Source organism: Actinomyces graevenitzii C83, from assembly GCF_000239695.1.
Taxonomy (GTDB): Bacteria; Actinomycetota; Actinomycetes; order Actinomycetales; family Actinomycetaceae; genus Actinomyces; species Actinomyces graevenitzii.
This window is the reverse complement of record NZ_JH470341.1, coordinates 1-15,660: the sequence shown is the minus strand read 5'-3', so window position 1 is coordinate 15,660 and position 15,660 is coordinate 1. Positions and strand designations below refer to the sequence as shown.

The following is a 15,660-nucleotide window of genomic DNA, read 5'->3' as shown; positions in this document are numbered from 1 at the left end:
CCTCCCGTAGGAGTCTGGGCCGTATCTCAGTCCCAGTGTGACCGTCCACCCTCTCAGGCCGGCTACCCGTCAAAGCCTTGGTAGGCCATCACCCCACCAACAAGCTGATAGGCCGCGAGCCCATCCCTTACCAGAAAAACAACCTTTCCAAACAACCCATGCAGGAAGGCCAGAATATCCCGTATTAGCTACCCTTTCGAGCAGTTATCCAGGAAAGTAAGGGGCAGGTTACTCACGTGTTACTCACCCGTTCGCCACTAATCAACCAAGCAAGCTTGGTATTTTCGTTCGACTTGCATGTGTTAAGCACGCCGCCAGCGTTCGTCCTGAGCCAGGATCAAACTCTCCAAAAAAACTGAAGAACCAGAAAACAACTAGCTCAAAAAAATAATAGTTGACAAAGAAATCAACAAGAAAAACCCCCCAACAAACACCATGCCTGTTGGAGAAGAATTCAAGACATAAAAAACTTGACACACTATCGAGTTCTCAAACAACGCGCCCACAAGAAAAACCTACAAACCAACCGGTCCGCACGCTTCCCTCAAAGTACCAGAGAATCTTACAACCAAGATTTCTAACCTGTCAACCCGATTCACTGTGAACCAGACCGCAACACTAGAAATCCTTGAAAGAAAAGATCCCTTGCCACCATCAGAACCAGTTCAAGGAACCAGCCCTTTGCGGCAGCGGGAACTATCTTAGCCTTACCCGCCCCCAACCCGTCAACCCGAAAACACGTGCACCACAACACATTTTTAGGCGGCCTAGCTGAATGCCTATCTGATTGCCTACCTGAATGCGCCTTAGAAATACCTATCTGCGCTGGTAAACAGCTATCTGAACCGGCAAGCATCTATCTGAGCGGCAAACACCTATCTGAAACACCTATCGGAGCGATAAATACCCATCCGAGCCGGCAAACACCTATCCGAGCCGTAACTTAAGCCAACAACTGAGCTAGAAAACTGGGGGCCGGTTAGCGCGTGGTCACGCGCTAACCGGCCCCCCAGCCTTGGTACACACTAGCTACTAGTTAGCTCAAGTGTGCGTCAGAAACTTTGGTCAGTGCTTGCAAGCTTCAGTTAGTGCGCGCCACTGCCAGCTTGCGGCGGCCCTTACGCACCAGCACTACTCCCCCGGCCAGTAAGTCGTCCTCGGTAATTACCGCGTCTTCGTCGCTAACCTTGCGCATGTTCAGGTAGGCACCGCCCTGAGCCACAGTCTTGCGTGCGGCTCCACGGCCCTTTTCCAAACCAGTGGCAACCAGTAGGTCAATAATGGTGGACTTACCTACCTCCAGCTGCGCCGAAGGCAGATCAGCAGTGGCGCCAGCCAGGGTGAAAGCATCAATCTTACGCAGCGAATCAGCATCCCCGCCCCACAGTGCGGCGGTGGCGGCTTCTACGCGCGCAGTTTCCTGCTCGCCGTGCACCCAGGTAGTAACTTCATGAGCCAAAGCCTTCTGGGCGGCTCGGGCGCGCGGGTTTTCTTGAGTTTCACGCTCAAGTTCTTCAATGCGTTCGCGGCTGAGGAAGGTGAACACCTTCAAGAAACGCACCACGTCAACGTCTTCTACCTGCAGCCAGAACTGGTAGAAAGCGTAGGGGCTGAGCATGGTGGGGTCTAGCCAGATAGCGCCGCCCTCGCTCTTACCAAACTTGGTGCCGTCAGCCTTGGTGATCAGCGGGTTGGTTAGCACATGCACGGTAGCGCCAGGCTCTACCTTGCTGATCAGGTCAGCGCCACCAACCATGTTGCCCCACTGGTCGTTTCCGCCTACTTCAAGGGTGCAGCCGTACTGGCGGTACAGCTCTAGGTAGTCGTTGGCCTGCAGGATCTGGTAGGAAAACTCGGTGTAGGACAAGCCCTCTTCAGAGTTGATGCGGCGGGCCACAATGTCCTTGTTCAGCATGGTGCCCATGCGGAAGTGCTTACCCAGGTCACGCAGTAGGTCAATGGCGCTAAGCTGGCTGGTCCAGTCCAGGTTGTTAACAATGCGCGCCGGGTTAGAGCCGCTAAAGTCCAGCAGGTGCTCTAGCTGACGACGCAGCGAGTCCACCCAGCCAGCTACTACCTCAGGAGAGTTAAGTACACGCTCACCCTTGGCACGCGGGTCACCAACCAAACCGGTGGCCCCACCAACCAGGGCCAGGGGATGGTGACCAGCTAGCTGCAGGTGACGCATAAGCTTTACGGCAACCAGGTGTCCGTGGTGCAAAGAAGCAGCCGTAGGGTCAAAACCGCAATAGAAGGTCACTGGCCCTTCATCAAGCGCCTTACGTAGCGCATCGATGTCGGTGTGCTGGGCGATCAGCCCGCGCCACTGTAGTTCCTCAAGAACGTCAGACACAGCAGTTCCTTACGGTGTAGTTGCTTCAATTTACTTTCTGGCTATATAGCCAGTTGTTCCAGCTTAGCGGCCTTGGGTCGGGCGAGCCAGTTCTAGCAGGCGCCCACGTAGCTCACTGGCTACCTCATCTTTGGTGGCGATAACCAAAATTGTGTCGTCACCAGCGATGCAACCCAAAACCCCGGGAATCATGGCGTTGTCCATAGCTGAGGCTAGTAGCTGGGCGGCCCCGGCCGGGGTACGTAGCACTAGCTGGTTGTAGGCCTGGTCAACAGAAACTAGTAGATCTTGGATCCAGCGCGACAGACGAGTGGTTAGTACCTCGTCAAATGCCTCTTCTTCGGGGGCCGCTACGGGCAGCTGGCCGGGGGCGCCAGCTTCGGGAACTGCATATACGGATTGTCCTGAGGGGGTGCGCACTTTGACGGCGCGTAGTTCTAGTAGGTCTCGCGAAAGCGTGGCCTGGGTGGTGTAAACACCCTGCTCAGCAAGCAGATCGCGCAGTTGGCGCTGGGAGGCTACAGAGCCGCGAGCCAGAATTTTATTAATCAGGGCGTGGCGACTAGTACGTGACATGGGGATTTTGTGTTCCACTTTAAATCTCCAGTTTTCCTTGTCTGTTACAGGAATCGCCAACCTCAACGGCAGCATATTTACATGAGCAATCATACCGTTCAAGGCATAATAATGCGAGTGACGTGCCCTTCCCATCGGGATGGACACGTCACTTTTATTAGTGTTTAGGCGCGATTATTTACTGCGCCGCCACGCGTTTATGCACGTAGCTTAGCTCCGGTGTACTTACCCACCTGCTTAATAATTCGCGCGCGGGCAGCTTCGGTTTCGCTGGCGCTGAGCGTGTGGTCGCTAGCGCGCAGTCGCACCGAGAAGGCCAAGGACTTGCGACCTGGGCCTAGCTGGGGGCCACGGTAGACGTCGAACAGGCGCACGTCGTCGAGCAGCTTACCGCCAGCAACGATGATTGCCGCAGCAACCGCCTGGCTGGGGGTGGCCTCGTCGACGACGAAAGCGAAGTCTTCCTTAGCCGCCGGGTAGGTGGAAACCGGCTGCGCCTTAACCACCGGCTGCTTGCTTGAACACTCAATCAGGGCATCCAGGTCCAACTCCACCGCGCAGGCACGCTCAGGCAAGCCCAGCTTCTTAACGATGCGCGGGTGCAGCTCGCCGGCGTAACCAATAACCTCACCGATTTGCGGGCGGGTGGGGTTCTTGGTGGGCACAACAATGCGGATTTCGGCGCAGCGGCCCGGGTGCCAGGGGGCGCGCTCGGCGTTGGCTACATGTAGCTTCAAGCCCAGCAGGCTGGCAATGTCGCGTACTAGCTCGACGGCGTCGGCCCAGTCCCAGTTGCGTACGTGCTGTAGCACCCCGGAGTAGCCGTGCTGGCCACACAAGATGGCGCCCAGGTGTAGACGCTGACGCGGGGTTCCGGCAGCCAGAGCCTCAATTTCTGCCTGGCTGGGGCGCTGGGCCACGCCCGGGATGGGGGCAGGCACTACCCCGGCGGAGGTGGTGACGTTACCAACCTCGTACAGGGCGACGTCGCCAATGCCGCGTGAGACGTTACGTACTGCCACGTCAATAAGCGAGTCCAGCACGCTGGTGCGTAGCAGCGGGGCGTCGTCGGCTAGCGGGTTAGCGATACGCACGGCCTGACGGCGCTCGTCATCGGCGGGCAGCTCCAGGCGGTCGTAAATGTCGCCCACGAAGGGGTAAGACAGCACCTGGGTTAGGCCCTGTTCGGCCACAGTGCGCACAATGTCGCGACGCGCGCGCTGAGCGAAGGTCAAACCGGTGCCGGCCGGGGCTACCGGCAGCTGCACGGGGATGTTGTCGTAGCCGTCAAGGCGGGCGATTTCTTCCACCAGTTCTGCGCTACCGGTTAGGTCCGGGCGCCACGAAGGCGCGCTTACCTGCACCGTTGCTCCGCCGTCGTCGTTAACCTGGCAACCAATTTCGCGCAGCAAACCCACTACCTGCTCACGCGGGTAGTCCACGCCAGTTAGGCGGGAGGCAGCGTCAAGCGCAAACTCAATGGGAGCCGGGGCCTGGGTGCGGTCAATTTCGGTGATCGGCCCATAGCTGCCGCCACCATAACGCACCAGCAGGTCAGCGGCGCGCTGTGCGGCCACTGGAGCCAGCTGGTAGTCCACGCCGCGCTCAAAACGCTTGGAGGACTCGGTGGGTAGCTTGTGGCGGCGCGCTGAGCGGGCCACGCTAACCGGGTGGAAGTGGGCGGCCTCAATTAGCACGTTAGAGGTGGTTTCAGTGACCTCACTGGTGGCCCCGCCCATTACGCCAGCTATAGCCAATACGCGCGAGCCACCCTCGCTGTCGGCAATAACCAGATCCTGGGGGTCTAGTACGCGCTCCACATCATCCAAAGTGGTTAGCTTCTCCCCCGCCTGGGCGCGGCGCACCACCAGCGGCAAAGTGAGCTTATCGGCGTCAAAAGCGTGCAGCGGCTGGCCCAGCTCCAACATCACATAGTTAGTCACGTCCACCGCCAGGGAGATTGAACGCATACCTGAAGCCTGTAGGCGTCGGCTCATCCAGTCCGGGGTGGGGGCGTTGGGGTTAACCCCCTCAACCAGGCGGGCCACGTAGCGGTCGCAGCCGGGTACGCCGTTAATGGGGGCCTCATCGTTAACCTCCACGCGCGGGCCATCGTTACCAGGGGCCTGCAGGCCCTGGGGGTAGAAGTCCGCATTGGCGGTGTCAGCCGGGTCCTGGTAGGCCCCGCCGGTGGAGTGGGAGTATTCACGCGCCACCCCACGCATACTGAAGCAGTAGCCCCTATCTGGGGTTACGTTGATTTCTACAACCTCGTCATCTAGGCCTAGCAGCGCCAGGGCATCAGTTCCCGGCGCGGGCACTTCCCCCTCGGGGTAGCGCTCATCAAGCACGATAATGCCGTGTTTGCCGTCGTCAGGGAAACCTAGCTCAGCGGCAGAGCAGATCATGCCGTCAGAGATGTGACCGTAGGTTTTGCGGGCAGCAATCTTGAAGTCACCCGGTAGTACCGCACCCGGCAGGGAAACCACTACGGAATCGCCGGGCTTGAAGTTGTGGGCGCCGCAAATAATGCCACGACTGGGCAGCTCACTGGGCTCCTTGCCGGTGCCAGGGGCGTCATTGTGCTGCTCGCCTACATCCACACGGCAGTAGTTGATCACCTTGCCGTTTGACTGTTCTTTAGGCTCCTGGGTGAGCACCTTGCCCACTACCAGCGGGCCGGTGACGCGCGCGGGCACAATCTGCTCTTCTTCCAGGCCTACCTTAACCAGGTCGGCGGCCAGAGCGGCGGCGTCGGTCCCGGGGCGTACCTGCACGTATTGGCGCAGCCACTCAAGGGGTACGTATGGCATTTCAGTTACCCTTTCCAATCAGACCGAACTGACGTGAGAAACGCACGTCGCCTTCCACAATGTCGTGCATGTCGGCAATGCCGTGACGCAGCATCAAGGTGCGCTCTAGGCCCATACCGAAAGCAAAACCGGTGTAAACCTCGGGGTCAATACCGCAGGCGCGCAGCACGTTGGGGTTAACCATGCCGCAACCGCCCCACTCGATCCAGCCGGCGCCGCCCTTCTTCTGTGGGAACCACAGGTCCATTTCGGCGCTGGGCTCAGTGAAGGGGAAATAGGAGGGGCGCAGACGGGTCTTAGCTTCGGGGCCAAACATGGCGCGGGCGAAATGATCCAAGGTGCCCTTCAGGTTAGCCATGGTTAGACCCTTGTCTACCGCTAAGCCCTCTACCTGGTGGAATACCGGGGTGTGGGTAGCGTCTAGCTCGTCAGAGCGGAACACCTTACCGGGGCAAGCAATGTAGATCGGCGGCTGCTGTTCGAGCATTACATGCGCCTGCACTGGGGAGGTGTGGGTGCGCATAACCAGGTGGGAGTCTTCTACGTTGGCGCCGTTAACGCTGGTGCCGTCAATGTAGAAGGTGTCTTGCATCTGACGGGCCGGGTGGTCGGCGTCGAAGTTTAGCGCGTCAAAGTCATACCATTCGTGCTCAACCTCAGGGCCTTCAGCGATCTGCCAACCCATTGCCACGAAAAAGTCGCTGACCTCATCAATTAGCAGGTCAATGGGGTGGCGCGCGCCCTTGGGGCTGCGGTCGGTGGGCAGGGTTACGTCCACTGCCTCGGTGCGCAGCATGTGGGCTTCAGCTAGGGCTTCTAGCTCAGCTTGACGCTCAGACAGGGCCTTGGCGATGCGGGCACGCGCCCCACCTAGCAGCTTGCCAGCTTTGGGCTTGTCAGCCTTGGGTAGCTTACCGATGGCACGGTTGGCTAGTACCAGCTCAGAGGTGTCACCGGTGTAGGCTGAGCGGGCCTCTTTCAAAGCTGCCAGGGTCCCTGAGGCAGCTACGGCCGCGAGCGCGGCGGCAATAACCTTTTCAATGCCGGCTTCGTCCAGCGGGGACAGGCCGCCTTCAGACGCTTGGGTCATGAGGTTTCCTTCCTTAAATGTTTATGTCCCTAGCCTAATAGCAAGGGACATAGCAGGGTAATTGACGCTTTTAATGCTGGGCGCGGGCGGTTGCGTAGAGGCATACCGCTGCTGCTGTGGCCACGTTTAGGCTTTCGGCTTTGCCGTAGATGGGGATGGCGACGACGGCGTCTGCGTGGTTTAGTTCGCTTCGGCTCAGTCCACGTGCCTCATTACCAAGTAGCCAGGCCACGGGGGTAGCCAGCATGTCTTCAATGGCAAATAGTGAAAGGTGGGCGGCGCCGTCGGCGGCCAGAATGTTTAGCTGGGCGTCGCGTAGGGCGGCGATGATGTCGTCTAGGGCTAGGCCGGTGATTACCGGTAGGTGGTAGAGCGAGCCGGCGCTGGCGCGGATAACTTTGGGGCTGGTTAGTTCTACGCAGCCGCGTGCCATAATCACCGCGTCTGCGCCGGCGGCGTCGGCTACACGGATAATGGTGCCAGCGTTACCGGGGTCTTGGGTTTCACTCATAACCACCACTTGGGTGGCGCCCTTTAGTACTTGGGCCAGTGCATCGGCGCCGGCACGGATCCCGGCCAGGTCCATTACGGCCACTAGGCCTTGGGCGTCGGTGGAGATGGCGTCCATTACGGCCTGGCTGACCCAGTGCAGGTAAATGTTTGCTTGCTGGGCGCTTTGCAAAATGTCTTGCTGGCGCTGGCCGGCGGCCTCGGTCAGGTATAGGTCAAGTACCTGTTCGGGGACGCATTTGATGGCTTCACGTACTGCCTGGGGGCCTTCAGCCAGGTAGCGACCGTGGCGATTGCGCGACGAACGCCGGAACAATCCTGCCACTCGCTTTACTCTTGAAGATTGCGGGTCGGTCAGTATGTTCCGGCGTTCACTCATGGTTACAGCCTAAGGGGCTGGGGACCATAACGCACTAGGCGTTAAGCCTCACTTTGCCGCGTTAACGTCGCTGGGCAGAGCCTCGCGAGCGGTAGCAACCAGGGCCTTGAAGGCGGCCGGCTCGTTAACAGCCAGCTCAGCCAGCATGCGACGGTCCACCTCAACGCCAGCCAGGCCTAGGCCCTGGATGAAGCGGTTGTAGGTGATGCCCTCGGCGCGGGCGGCGGCGTTGATGCGCTGGATCCACAGACGACGCATGTCGCCCTTACGGGCGCGACGGTCGCGGAAGGCGTATACGCCAGAGTGAGTGACCTGCTCCTTGGCCTTGCGGTACAGGCGAGAACGCTGTCCGCGGTAGCCGGAGGCGCGGTCTAGAACGGTACGGCGCTTCTTCTGGGCGTTGACTGCCCGCTTCACACGTGCCATGTGATTTCTCCTTTAGGTAACGGGACGGTCAGAGGCCGAGAAGCTTCTTGGCCTGACGTACGTCAGCAGCGGCCACAGTCTGGTCCTTGGACAGCCTGCGCTTACGACGCGAGGACTTGACCTCAAGCAGGTGGCGCTTGTTGGTCTGCTCGCGCATTAGCTTGCCGCTACCGGTTACGCGGAAGCGCTTCTTCGCACCGGAGTGCGTCTTGTTCTTCGGCATTCTTATTTCCTCTTTATTCGGCCACGGGAGATGTCGTCCCGGGGCTGCGGACCCCGCTAACGGTGGCTAGGGGGTGGGTCTGTGGGGTTTTACCCGGGGTGCTTAGCTTTCCTCGACGGCGTCGGTCTTGGCGTCCGCATTCTTGGCAGCGCGGCGGGCGGCCCGCTCGGCTTCACGACGACGGCGCTGGTCAGACTTGACTTCAGCCTTCTTACGGGTGGGGGCTAGCACCATGACCATGGAGCGGCCATCCTGACGCGGGTGGCTCTCAACAGTGGCCAGTTCAGAAACTTCTTCAGCTAGACGCTGCAGCAGTCGAATACCCAGCTCCGGGCGGGACTGCTCACGTCCACGGAAACGCACAATGGCTTTAACCTTGTCTCCGCCCTTGAGGAAACGCTCCACGTGACCGCGCTTGGTGGCGTAGTCATGGTCGTCAATCTTGGGTCGGAACTGGATTTCCTTGAGCTGAGTATTGGCCTGGTTACGGCGGGCGTCACGAGCCTTCATGGCGGACTCGTACTTGTACTTGCCGTAATCCATTAGCTTGCATACCGGCGGACGAGCGTCGGGCGCTACCTCTACTAGGTCAAGATCGGCTTCTTCAGCCAGACGCAGCGCGTCCTCTAGACGCACCACGCCAACCTGTTCACCGCTGGGTCCAACGAGACGCACCTCGCTGACGCGGATCCGGTCGTTAATACGGGGCTCGCTAATGGCAGTTCCTCACTATGTCTTGTGGGTGGTTATAACAAAAGGAAAGACCTTCACCCCGCTCGTCACAGGGTAAAGGTCTGGCGAGGCTTGTTTAAAACAAGCCAATAACGCTGTTAAACGCTGCTAGGACCCGAACGCTGTGCGCGCCTAGGTGGGAGGTTGACTCCTCTTGGCGCCGGCTTTGACCGGCGTAACGCGTTAACTCTAGCAGCTACTGCCTTTAAAGTGCAGTAATAGGCGACAGCTCTCACAAATTGCTTAAGTCACCTATCAGCGTTCTTCTTGACGACGCACGCGCTTGGCGCTGCTAATCCAGTAACCGGCAAAACCAATTACTAAGGCCAGCAAAATACCCAGGTTAGCGCCAGCCCAGCTACCTTGACGTCCACCCAAACCTAATGGGCCTAGCAGGTAGCCCTGCCACGACAGCCAAGAGGCCCCGGTGTTTACCACTAGACCCCAACCAACAAAGGAAGCAACCACCAAGCTAGCCATAGCTCCCCAGTTGACGCTGCCGTAACGACCTGCGGGACTAAACAGATCGACGTCGTCATACTCTTTGTGACGCAACGCAATATCAGCCAACATAACCCCAGCCCAAGCAGCAATTACCACACCCAAGGTGGTTAAGAATGCGGTAAAGGGGGTTAAGAAGGAGTCAGCGAAGAAAACCACCACAATCGTGCCCAGGGTCATGATGGTGCCATCAATGGCGGTAGCTACCGGACGCGACACGGGCACACCCGTAGCCAGCAAAGACAGACCCGAGGAATAAATATCCATAACGATGCCGCCCACTAGACCCAAAATCGCTACCAGGGCGAAGGGGATCAGGAACCAGGTGGGTAGTAGGGTGGTCAGCGCCCCAATTGGGTCGTCCCCAATTTTCTTTGACAGCTCAGCGCCTGAGGAACCCACCAGCAGCACCCCGAAGCAAACCAATACCAGCACCGGCAGTGACGCCCCGAAGGTAGTCCAACCCACTACCCCACGAGTTGAGGCGTTGCGCGGCAGGTAACGTGAATAGTCGGCGGCCGCATTTACCCAGCCAAAACCAAAACCCACCGCCAACATGCATCCGGCGCCTAGCACAGCTGTGCTGGAAGCTGCCGGGCGGGCGGCAAGCACTGAAAAGTTAATCTTGTCAGCCACTAGCACCAGGTAAACCAGGGTTAGCACGGCGGTAGCCCAAGTGATCCAGGTTTGCACTTTCATGATGGTGTCGAAACCTAAAATTCCTGAGCCGGCCGCCAGCACTACCACCAGCACCAAGGCGGCAATCTGGGCCACTAGGTGGTTACTAAAGCCCAAGGCCCCCATCACGGTGGCGGTAGCTTGCACCGCCATAATAGCCAGGAAAGTTTCCCAACCCACGGTCAAAATCCAGGAGATTAACGCCGAGACACGGTTGCCGTGGTAACCAAAAGCAGCGCGTGACAGCACCAGGGTGGGAGCCGAGCCGCGCTTACCAGCAATTGCCACCAGGCCACACAGCAGGAAAGACAAGGTTAGGCCCACTACTGAAATCAGTAGGGCCTGCACTAGGGACAGTCCAAATCCCAGTACCCATGCGCCCCAGGAAATACCTAGAACGGAAATGTTGGCGGCAAACCAGGGCATAAATAAATCTGCCGGTTTACCTTTACGATCTGCTTCAGCGATTACATCCAAGCCAACGGTTTCTACCGCTAGGCGGCTTTCGCTGCGCTGTGACTGGGGGCTGAGTGAATCAGTACTCATGATCGGCTCCTTAAAGCCTGTTTTTATTTAACTGCTGCTGGCGTCTTAGCGGCGCTGGAAGCTGCGCCAACTGTGTCAGCAGGGCTGGCGCCGTCGGAGGCAGCAGGCTCAGCGCCGTCGGAGCCAGCCGTGGGACTTTCTGCAGCTGCTGGCTGCGCGGAAAGCTCATTGGTGCGCGGATGGGGGTTGTGGCGGGCTGCCATGAAGTCTTGGAAACCAACCGCCAAAACTGCACACATAATTAGGGCCATGCCGGCAATGTCTTCACCTGAGAAATAGGTGCCTGCTAAAGCGAAGGAGAATAGCGAGGCGGCCACGGGCTCTAGGCAGGCAATTAGGGAGGCGTTAACCGCGCCAATATCTTGCACGCCCTGTAGGAATAGCACGAAGGCCACCACCGTGCCCAGCACTACCATGCCCACCATGTAGAGGTAGAAACCGGCAGAGGTTTGTACGTTTACCTGCCAAACCATGGTGGCCAGGCTCATCAACGTCCCACCTAGTAGCATGCCATAGCAAACCACTAGGTCAGAGGAGTATTTACGAATAAGTTTGGTAGGTATCAGGGTGTATAGCGCCAGCGCCAGCGCGCAGGCTAGGCCCCAGTACAGGGCGGCAGGGGTAATAACTAGCTCACCAATATTGCCGTGCGTAGCCAGCACTGCCGTACCCACCAGGGCCAGTAATACGGCGAATACTTCAGTTAAATGCGGGCGTCGTTTAGAGCGAATACACACCCAAATCACAATCAGGATCGGGCCCAAGTACTGCAAAACCGTGGCAGTACCGGCGTTAGAGCTTTTAACCGCAATCAGGTAAGTGTAAAGGTTAGCGATCAAACCAAATACGGTGTAAACCAACATACTTACCCAGTCGGCACGGGTGCGCAGTAATTGGCGGTGCTTAGCGCTTAGCCCCTTGTCACGCCCCAAAATAAAAGCGATCAGTAGGCCTCCCGCTAAGATCATACGAACAGAGGTAAGCCACTCTGGATCAACAGCGTAGCGCTTAACGAGCAGCTCACCGCATACGCCCGAAAATCCCCAACAAATAGCCGCAAAAGTGGTTATTGCATAGCCGCGAAACTGCTTATTCACTTCTCTCCCTGGTTACGATTTACTGTTCAATCGGCCAAAGTATGGGACAAATTTCTACGTGATCAACCCGGTCAGCCCAATCCGGATTTACTAGCACTTGTTGGGCGCCTTCTACCGCATCAAGCATTTCTTCCTTGCCGCAGCTGCGGTCGATTAGTGCGTAGATGCGTAGCTCTGAGGTTTCCCCCGCTTCAAAAGCCACATTAACCATGGCCTTATATGCCATCAACTGCTCTTTCAGCTCTGCTTGTAGCTGCTCGTTTTCCCAGCTAGGAACCCATTTTTGGGCTTTGCTTAGGGAAATTACGGCGGGGCGTGGGATACGAATATTGTCTGTGGCTGGGTTTAGCACCCAGATCTGGTCAGTCGATAGGCAAGCCACTTGGGCGGCGCGCTGGGGGGTGACCGGGGCGGGGCGCACGTCGGTGCGCCAGGCCTGCATATCTGCCTGGGAGCTGAATACCGGCATGGCGATATGCCCGTCATCTAGGTGCAGGGCCAGGCTCGCGGCGTCTTGGGCGGGGTCGTTTTGGTGCGGCTTGTGTCCGCCCGGTTTGCCAATCTCGACGGCGACGGCGGCGGCAGGCTCTTCCAGGCCATGTGCGGGCACGGGCACGATCAAGCGCGTGGCTGCAATGGCGGCAACTAGTTCGCGCAGGAATTGGGGGCGCGGTAGCTGGGCGTTAAGGGCCGCAGCTAGAGCGGCAGGGGTGGAGCCGTCGTCGTCGGCAAAGGGATTGGGGGCCAGGAGCTTAGAGATACGCTCACGGGCGGCTAGGGCGGCTTGTAGTTGTTCCTGCGACATGATGCTCACTTACGCCCGAAAAAACCGAAACGTCGCGGCTTTTTGAAGTCAGTTACGGTTTGGGTGACGCCTGGGTCGCTGGTGGAGACGGCCCCGGGCACATCCTCCACCTTGGTGATGCCAAACAGTACGTCTTCTACGGCTGCGTCTAGTGCGCTCATGATCAGTCCGGCGCTGAGTTCTTCGCCGGCTTTGCCGTTTTCGTAGCGGCGGGCGGTGACCTGGCCTGATAGCCCGGTTTCAATGCCGACGTCGGTAGCTAGGTCTGCGGTTAGCAGCACTACGCCTTCGCGGGTTAGACGCGATAGGTCTTTGGCTAGGTCCGCTGCTTCTTGGGGTTCACTGTCGACGCCGCCAACTAGCTCACTGATATCCCACTGTTCGTGGGTGGAGACTAGTTCTTTTACCGCAAAAGCCCCGGTGGATGAGGGTACCGCCCAGCATTCGTGCTCACTCAGGGCCGCAAATGAGGCTAGGACCTGCGCGTCTAGCAGGGGCGTGAGCACGATTGCGATTTTTACAGCTTTGGGAAGCTGGGAATCTTGAGTATTAAGGTCCGCAACTAGTGCGGCGAATTCGTCATCAATGTTGCGAGGTTCGCTAGCTTCACTCAAGATGGCTTCACTTTCGTACGCGGTAAACCTATGCCAATTGTAAGGCCGGCTTACAAAACTTGCTAACAAGGCGACACTAGCAAAACCGGGCCGATAGCGTACGCTATCAGCCCGGTTATATGCGCGTAGAGACTATTTACAGATGTTTATCACACCGTCTGTCACACCAGTGCGGCGCCCTGAGCCAGCGATTCTAGCTTGGCCCAGGCCAGCGAGGGGTGAATACGTCCACCCAGGCCGCAGTCGGTGGAGGCGATTACTCGCTCGCGCCCAACCAGGTCGGTGAAGCGGCGGATACGCTGGGCTACTAGCTCGGGGTGTTCCACCACATTGGTGGCGTGGGAGACCACACCGGGCAGGATTACGCGGTCGTCGGGGAGCTTAACGTCCTGCCACACGGTCCACTCGTGTTCGTGGCGTACGTTTGCGGCCTCAAAGGTGAGGTAGCGGGCGTTTACTTCCAGGGCGATGTCGACGATTTCCTTGAAGGCAATGTCGGTGGTGTGCGGGCCGTGCCAGGAGCCCCAGCACAGGTGGAAACGCACCTGGTCGGGGTTGATGCCTTCGAGGGCGTAGTTGACGGCTTCTAGGCGCTTGCGTAGCCAGGCACGGTAGTCGGCCACCGTGGGTTCGGGGTTGATCTGGTCCCAGGCTTCGGCGAAGTCGGGGGCGTCGATCTGCACGGTTAGGCCGGCGTCAGTGATGGCGCGATACTCTTCACGCAGGGCGGTGGCCCAGGCCTGCAGGTGGGCGTCGTCGTCGGCGTAGTAGAGGTTGGGCACGCGGGCGGCAGAGCCGGGAGATACGGCCGCAATGAAGCCGTTTTCGCGGGCGATGCCGTTGTCTTCTAGGCCCTTAAGTAGCAGCTCAATGTCTTTGGCGACGGCGTCTTGGCCGATGTATTTGAGCTCACCGGTGACGGTGGGGAACTGCTGGGATTTCTTGCCTAGGTAGACGCCGTGCTCGTGGTCGGTGTAGACGTCGTGGAACTTGGTCCAGTCGCGACGGTCACCGAAGCTGGTCAGGCGGATCTTGCCGGGTTCGCTGCGGACGGGCTTGTTGGGGTCCCAGTCCCCTACGCTCTTGGGTGAGGAGGGATCGATGATCTCTAGGCCGGAGAAGCGGGTGAAGGAGTAGGCCCACCAGGAGCCGTAGTCGACGCCGGAGCGGGTGATGTGTCCGTACTCGCCTTCGTTGATAATGTCCAGGCCGATCTGGTGCTGTCGCTTGATTACCTGGTCGACGGCGTCGGTGAGGATTTCGTTGAATTTCTCGTCGCTAATGGTGCCTGCTGCGCGCTGAGCGTTAGCTTCGAGTAGCTGGGGGGTGCGTGGCAGGGAACCTACATGGGTGGTACGAATTTTGGTCATGATAATTCCTCAAAGTCTAAGGCTGGCTTTAAAGGCGTTTAAGTGGACGCATGCGGCAAGGCCAGCGGTGGCCGCGAATGGTTATAGCTAGGCTGCGGTAATGTTGTTATTTAAGGAGCGCATTTAGGCAGCCATAGGAGGCACGGCTAAGCCGCTCACCGCATTCGCTGAGTCATCATTACGGGAATCCTTCCATCGTTCTGGCTGGAGCACCTTACGCTTTTAAGCGCGGGTTGCTGCGGCGTCTTGGAGCCAGATCTCTCAGCCGCTCTGGATGGTTAACGATTAGAGCCTAACAGTTGCAGCTATGCAGCCAAAGGCTAGGTTTATATTTTGAGACGCCCTACAGAAGGTTAGTGCGTCCTTCCCCCAAGCCCGCACCTCGCAGGACAAAAAAATTTTGGGGGGCAACCCACCCCCCAAACACAACCCCACCACACACAAAAAATGGGGTTAAAGGACAAAAAGAGTTGGTGGAGGGTTAGTCCCAGTTGTTTCGGTGGGGGCTTGTGTGGTGGAGGTCGTGCCAGGCGATAGCGTCGCCCCATCTGGGGATGACACCGGCTGCGGGGTGTGTGCGCGAGGCGTGTTCCCATTGGGCTTCAATCTGGGTGTCTGTGGGCATGATTTTGAGGATCTGGGCTGGTGGGAGCGGGTTTTCGGTGTGCATGTAGCACCACCAGAAGATCGCTTTGATCCGGCGGGTCAGCCGCATTCCCCGGTGGTCGCGCAACAGTTGACGCAAGGGCGCGTTGGTCGCGCCTTCGATCTGGTTGTTCATCGCCGGCAACGCCCCCTCAAACTGGGGGTCGGTGTAGGTGAACAACACCTCGGCTCCGATGAGCCGGTTCACACTGTTGCGGGCCCGCACGAGTCGTTCGTGCGTGTATGCCCACCGCCATCGTCCCTCTTGGTCTTCTGCGCGAGGAAGCCCTCCCAGCCGCTTG

The 15,660-nt window shown here is 58.6% G+C and carries 13 protein-coding genes, 1 rRNA gene, 1 pseudogene and 1 riboswitch; all 15 genes and pseudogenes read right to left on the bottom strand.

What is annotated here, in order from left to right; translation table 11 throughout:
- Positions 1-353, bottom strand: a 16S ribosomal RNA gene (locus tag HMPREF0045_RS09405); the annotation flags it as partial.
- 728 nt (positions 354-1,081) lie between these two features.
- A complete protein-coding gene (gene tyrS / locus HMPREF0045_RS09400; protein WP_005987818.1) occupies positions 1,082-2,353 on the bottom strand; it encodes a tyrosine--tRNA ligase in 1,272 nt (423 codons plus the stop codon).
- Positions 2,354-2,416: 63 nt separating this feature from the next.
- Complete coding sequence (argR, locus tag HMPREF0045_RS09395; RefSeq protein ID WP_231196733.1) at positions 2,417-2,929, bottom strand: arginine repressor; 513 nt, start codon at positions 2,927-2,929, stop codon at positions 2,417-2,419.
- Positions 2,930-3,126: 197 nt separating this feature from the next.
- Positions 3,127-5,742 carry a phenylalanine--tRNA ligase subunit beta gene (gene pheT, locus HMPREF0045_RS09390; RefSeq protein WP_005987814.1) on the bottom strand — a complete coding sequence of 872 codons (2,616 nt, stop codon included), beginning with the start codon at positions 5,740-5,742 and terminating at the stop codon, positions 3,127-3,129.
- A 1-nt stretch (position 5,743) separates the two neighbouring features.
- Positions 5,744-6,832 carry a phenylalanine--tRNA ligase subunit alpha gene (gene pheS / locus HMPREF0045_RS09385; protein WP_005987812.1) on the bottom strand — a complete coding sequence of 363 codons (1,089 nt, stop codon included), beginning with the start codon at positions 6,830-6,832 and terminating at the stop codon, positions 5,744-5,746.
- 70 nt (positions 6,833-6,902) lie between these two features.
- Positions 6,903-7,721: a TrmH family RNA methyltransferase gene (locus HMPREF0045_RS09380; RefSeq protein WP_005987809.1), complete on the bottom strand. Its 819-nt coding sequence runs from the start codon at positions 7,719-7,721 to the stop codon at positions 6,903-6,905.
- A gap of 48 nt (positions 7,722-7,769) precedes the next feature.
- Positions 7,770-8,147 (bottom strand): 50S ribosomal protein L20, encoded by a 378-nt coding sequence (gene rplT / locus HMPREF0045_RS09375; RefSeq protein ID WP_005987807.1) that lies wholly within the window; start codon positions 8,145-8,147, stop codon positions 7,770-7,772.
- Positions 8,148-8,175: 28 nt separating this feature from the next.
- Complete coding sequence (gene rpmI, locus HMPREF0045_RS09370) at positions 8,176-8,370, bottom strand: 50S ribosomal protein L35 (protein WP_005987805.1); 195 nt, start codon at positions 8,368-8,370, stop codon at positions 8,176-8,178.
- Positions 8,371-8,472: 102 nt separating this feature from the next.
- A complete protein-coding gene (gene infC, locus HMPREF0045_RS09365; RefSeq protein ID WP_269146515.1) occupies positions 8,473-9,072 on the bottom strand; it encodes a translation initiation factor IF-3 in 600 nt (199 codons plus the stop codon).
- Positions 9,073-9,357: 285 nt separating this feature from the next.
- Positions 9,358-10,827 (bottom strand): purine-cytosine permease family protein, encoded by a 1,470-nt coding sequence (locus HMPREF0045_RS09360; RefSeq protein WP_005987800.1) that lies wholly within the window; start codon positions 10,825-10,827, stop codon positions 9,358-9,360.
- Positions 10,828-10,850: 23 nt separating this feature from the next.
- A complete protein-coding gene (locus HMPREF0045_RS09355; protein ID WP_005987798.1) occupies positions 10,851-11,924 on the bottom strand; it encodes a DMT family transporter in 1,074 nt (357 codons plus the stop codon).
- 19 nt (positions 11,925-11,943) lie between these two features.
- Positions 11,944-12,729, bottom strand: a complete 786-nt coding sequence (locus HMPREF0045_RS09350) for an SseB family protein (protein WP_005987796.1) — start codon at positions 12,727-12,729, stop codon at positions 11,944-11,946.
- 5 nt (positions 12,730-12,734) lie between these two features.
- The gene (locus HMPREF0045_RS09345) at positions 12,735-13,343 is read right to left on the bottom strand and encodes a hypothetical protein (protein WP_005987794.1); all 609 of its coding nucleotides are present in this window, start codon (positions 13,341-13,343) and stop codon (positions 12,735-12,737) included.
- A 161-nt stretch (positions 13,344-13,504) separates the two neighbouring features.
- Positions 13,505-14,713: a cobalamin-independent methionine synthase II family protein gene (locus tag HMPREF0045_RS09340; RefSeq protein ID WP_005987792.1), complete on the bottom strand. Its 1,209-nt coding sequence runs from the start codon at positions 14,711-14,713 to the stop codon at positions 13,505-13,507.
- A gap of 189 nt (positions 14,714-14,902) precedes the next feature.
- Positions 14,903-14,994, bottom strand: a riboswitch (SAM riboswitch).
- Positions 14,995-15,194: 200 nt separating this feature from the next.
- Positions 15,195-15,660 (bottom strand): annotated as a pseudogene (locus HMPREF0045_RS11125) (IS256-like element ISEle1 family transposase); the annotation flags it as partial.

Coding starts and splice junctions, on each gene's coding strand:
- argR (WP_231196733.1), bottom strand. CDS start 2,929: ATGTCACGTACTAGTCGCCACGCCCTGATTAATAAAATTCTGGCTCGC.
- HMPREF0045_RS09350 (WP_005987796.1), bottom strand. CDS start 12,729: ATGTCGCAGGAACAACTACAAGCCGCCCTAGCCGCCCGTGAGCGTATC.
- rpmI (WP_005987805.1), bottom strand. CDS start 8,370: ATGCCGAAGAACAAGACGCACTCCGGTGCGAAGAAGCGCTTCCGCGTA.
- pheT (WP_005987814.1), bottom strand. CDS start 5,742: ATGCCATACGTACCCCTTGAGTGGCTGCGCCAATACGTGCAGGTACGC.
- HMPREF0045_RS09360 (WP_005987800.1), bottom strand. CDS start 10,827: ATGAGTACTGATTCACTCAGCCCCCAGTCACAGCGCAGCGAAAGCCGC.
- rplT (WP_005987807.1), bottom strand. CDS start 8,147: ATGGCACGTGTGAAGCGGGCAGTCAACGCCCAGAAGAAGCGCCGTACC.
- HMPREF0045_RS09380 (WP_005987809.1), bottom strand. CDS start 7,721: ATGAGTGAACGCCGGAACATACTGACCGACCCGCAATCTTCAAGAGTA.
- HMPREF0045_RS09340 (WP_005987792.1), bottom strand. CDS start 14,713: ATGACCAAAATTCGTACCACCCATGTAGGTTCCCTGCCACGCACCCCC.
- pheS (WP_005987812.1), bottom strand. CDS start 6,832: ATGACCCAAGCGTCTGAAGGCGGCCTGTCCCCGCTGGACGAAGCCGGC.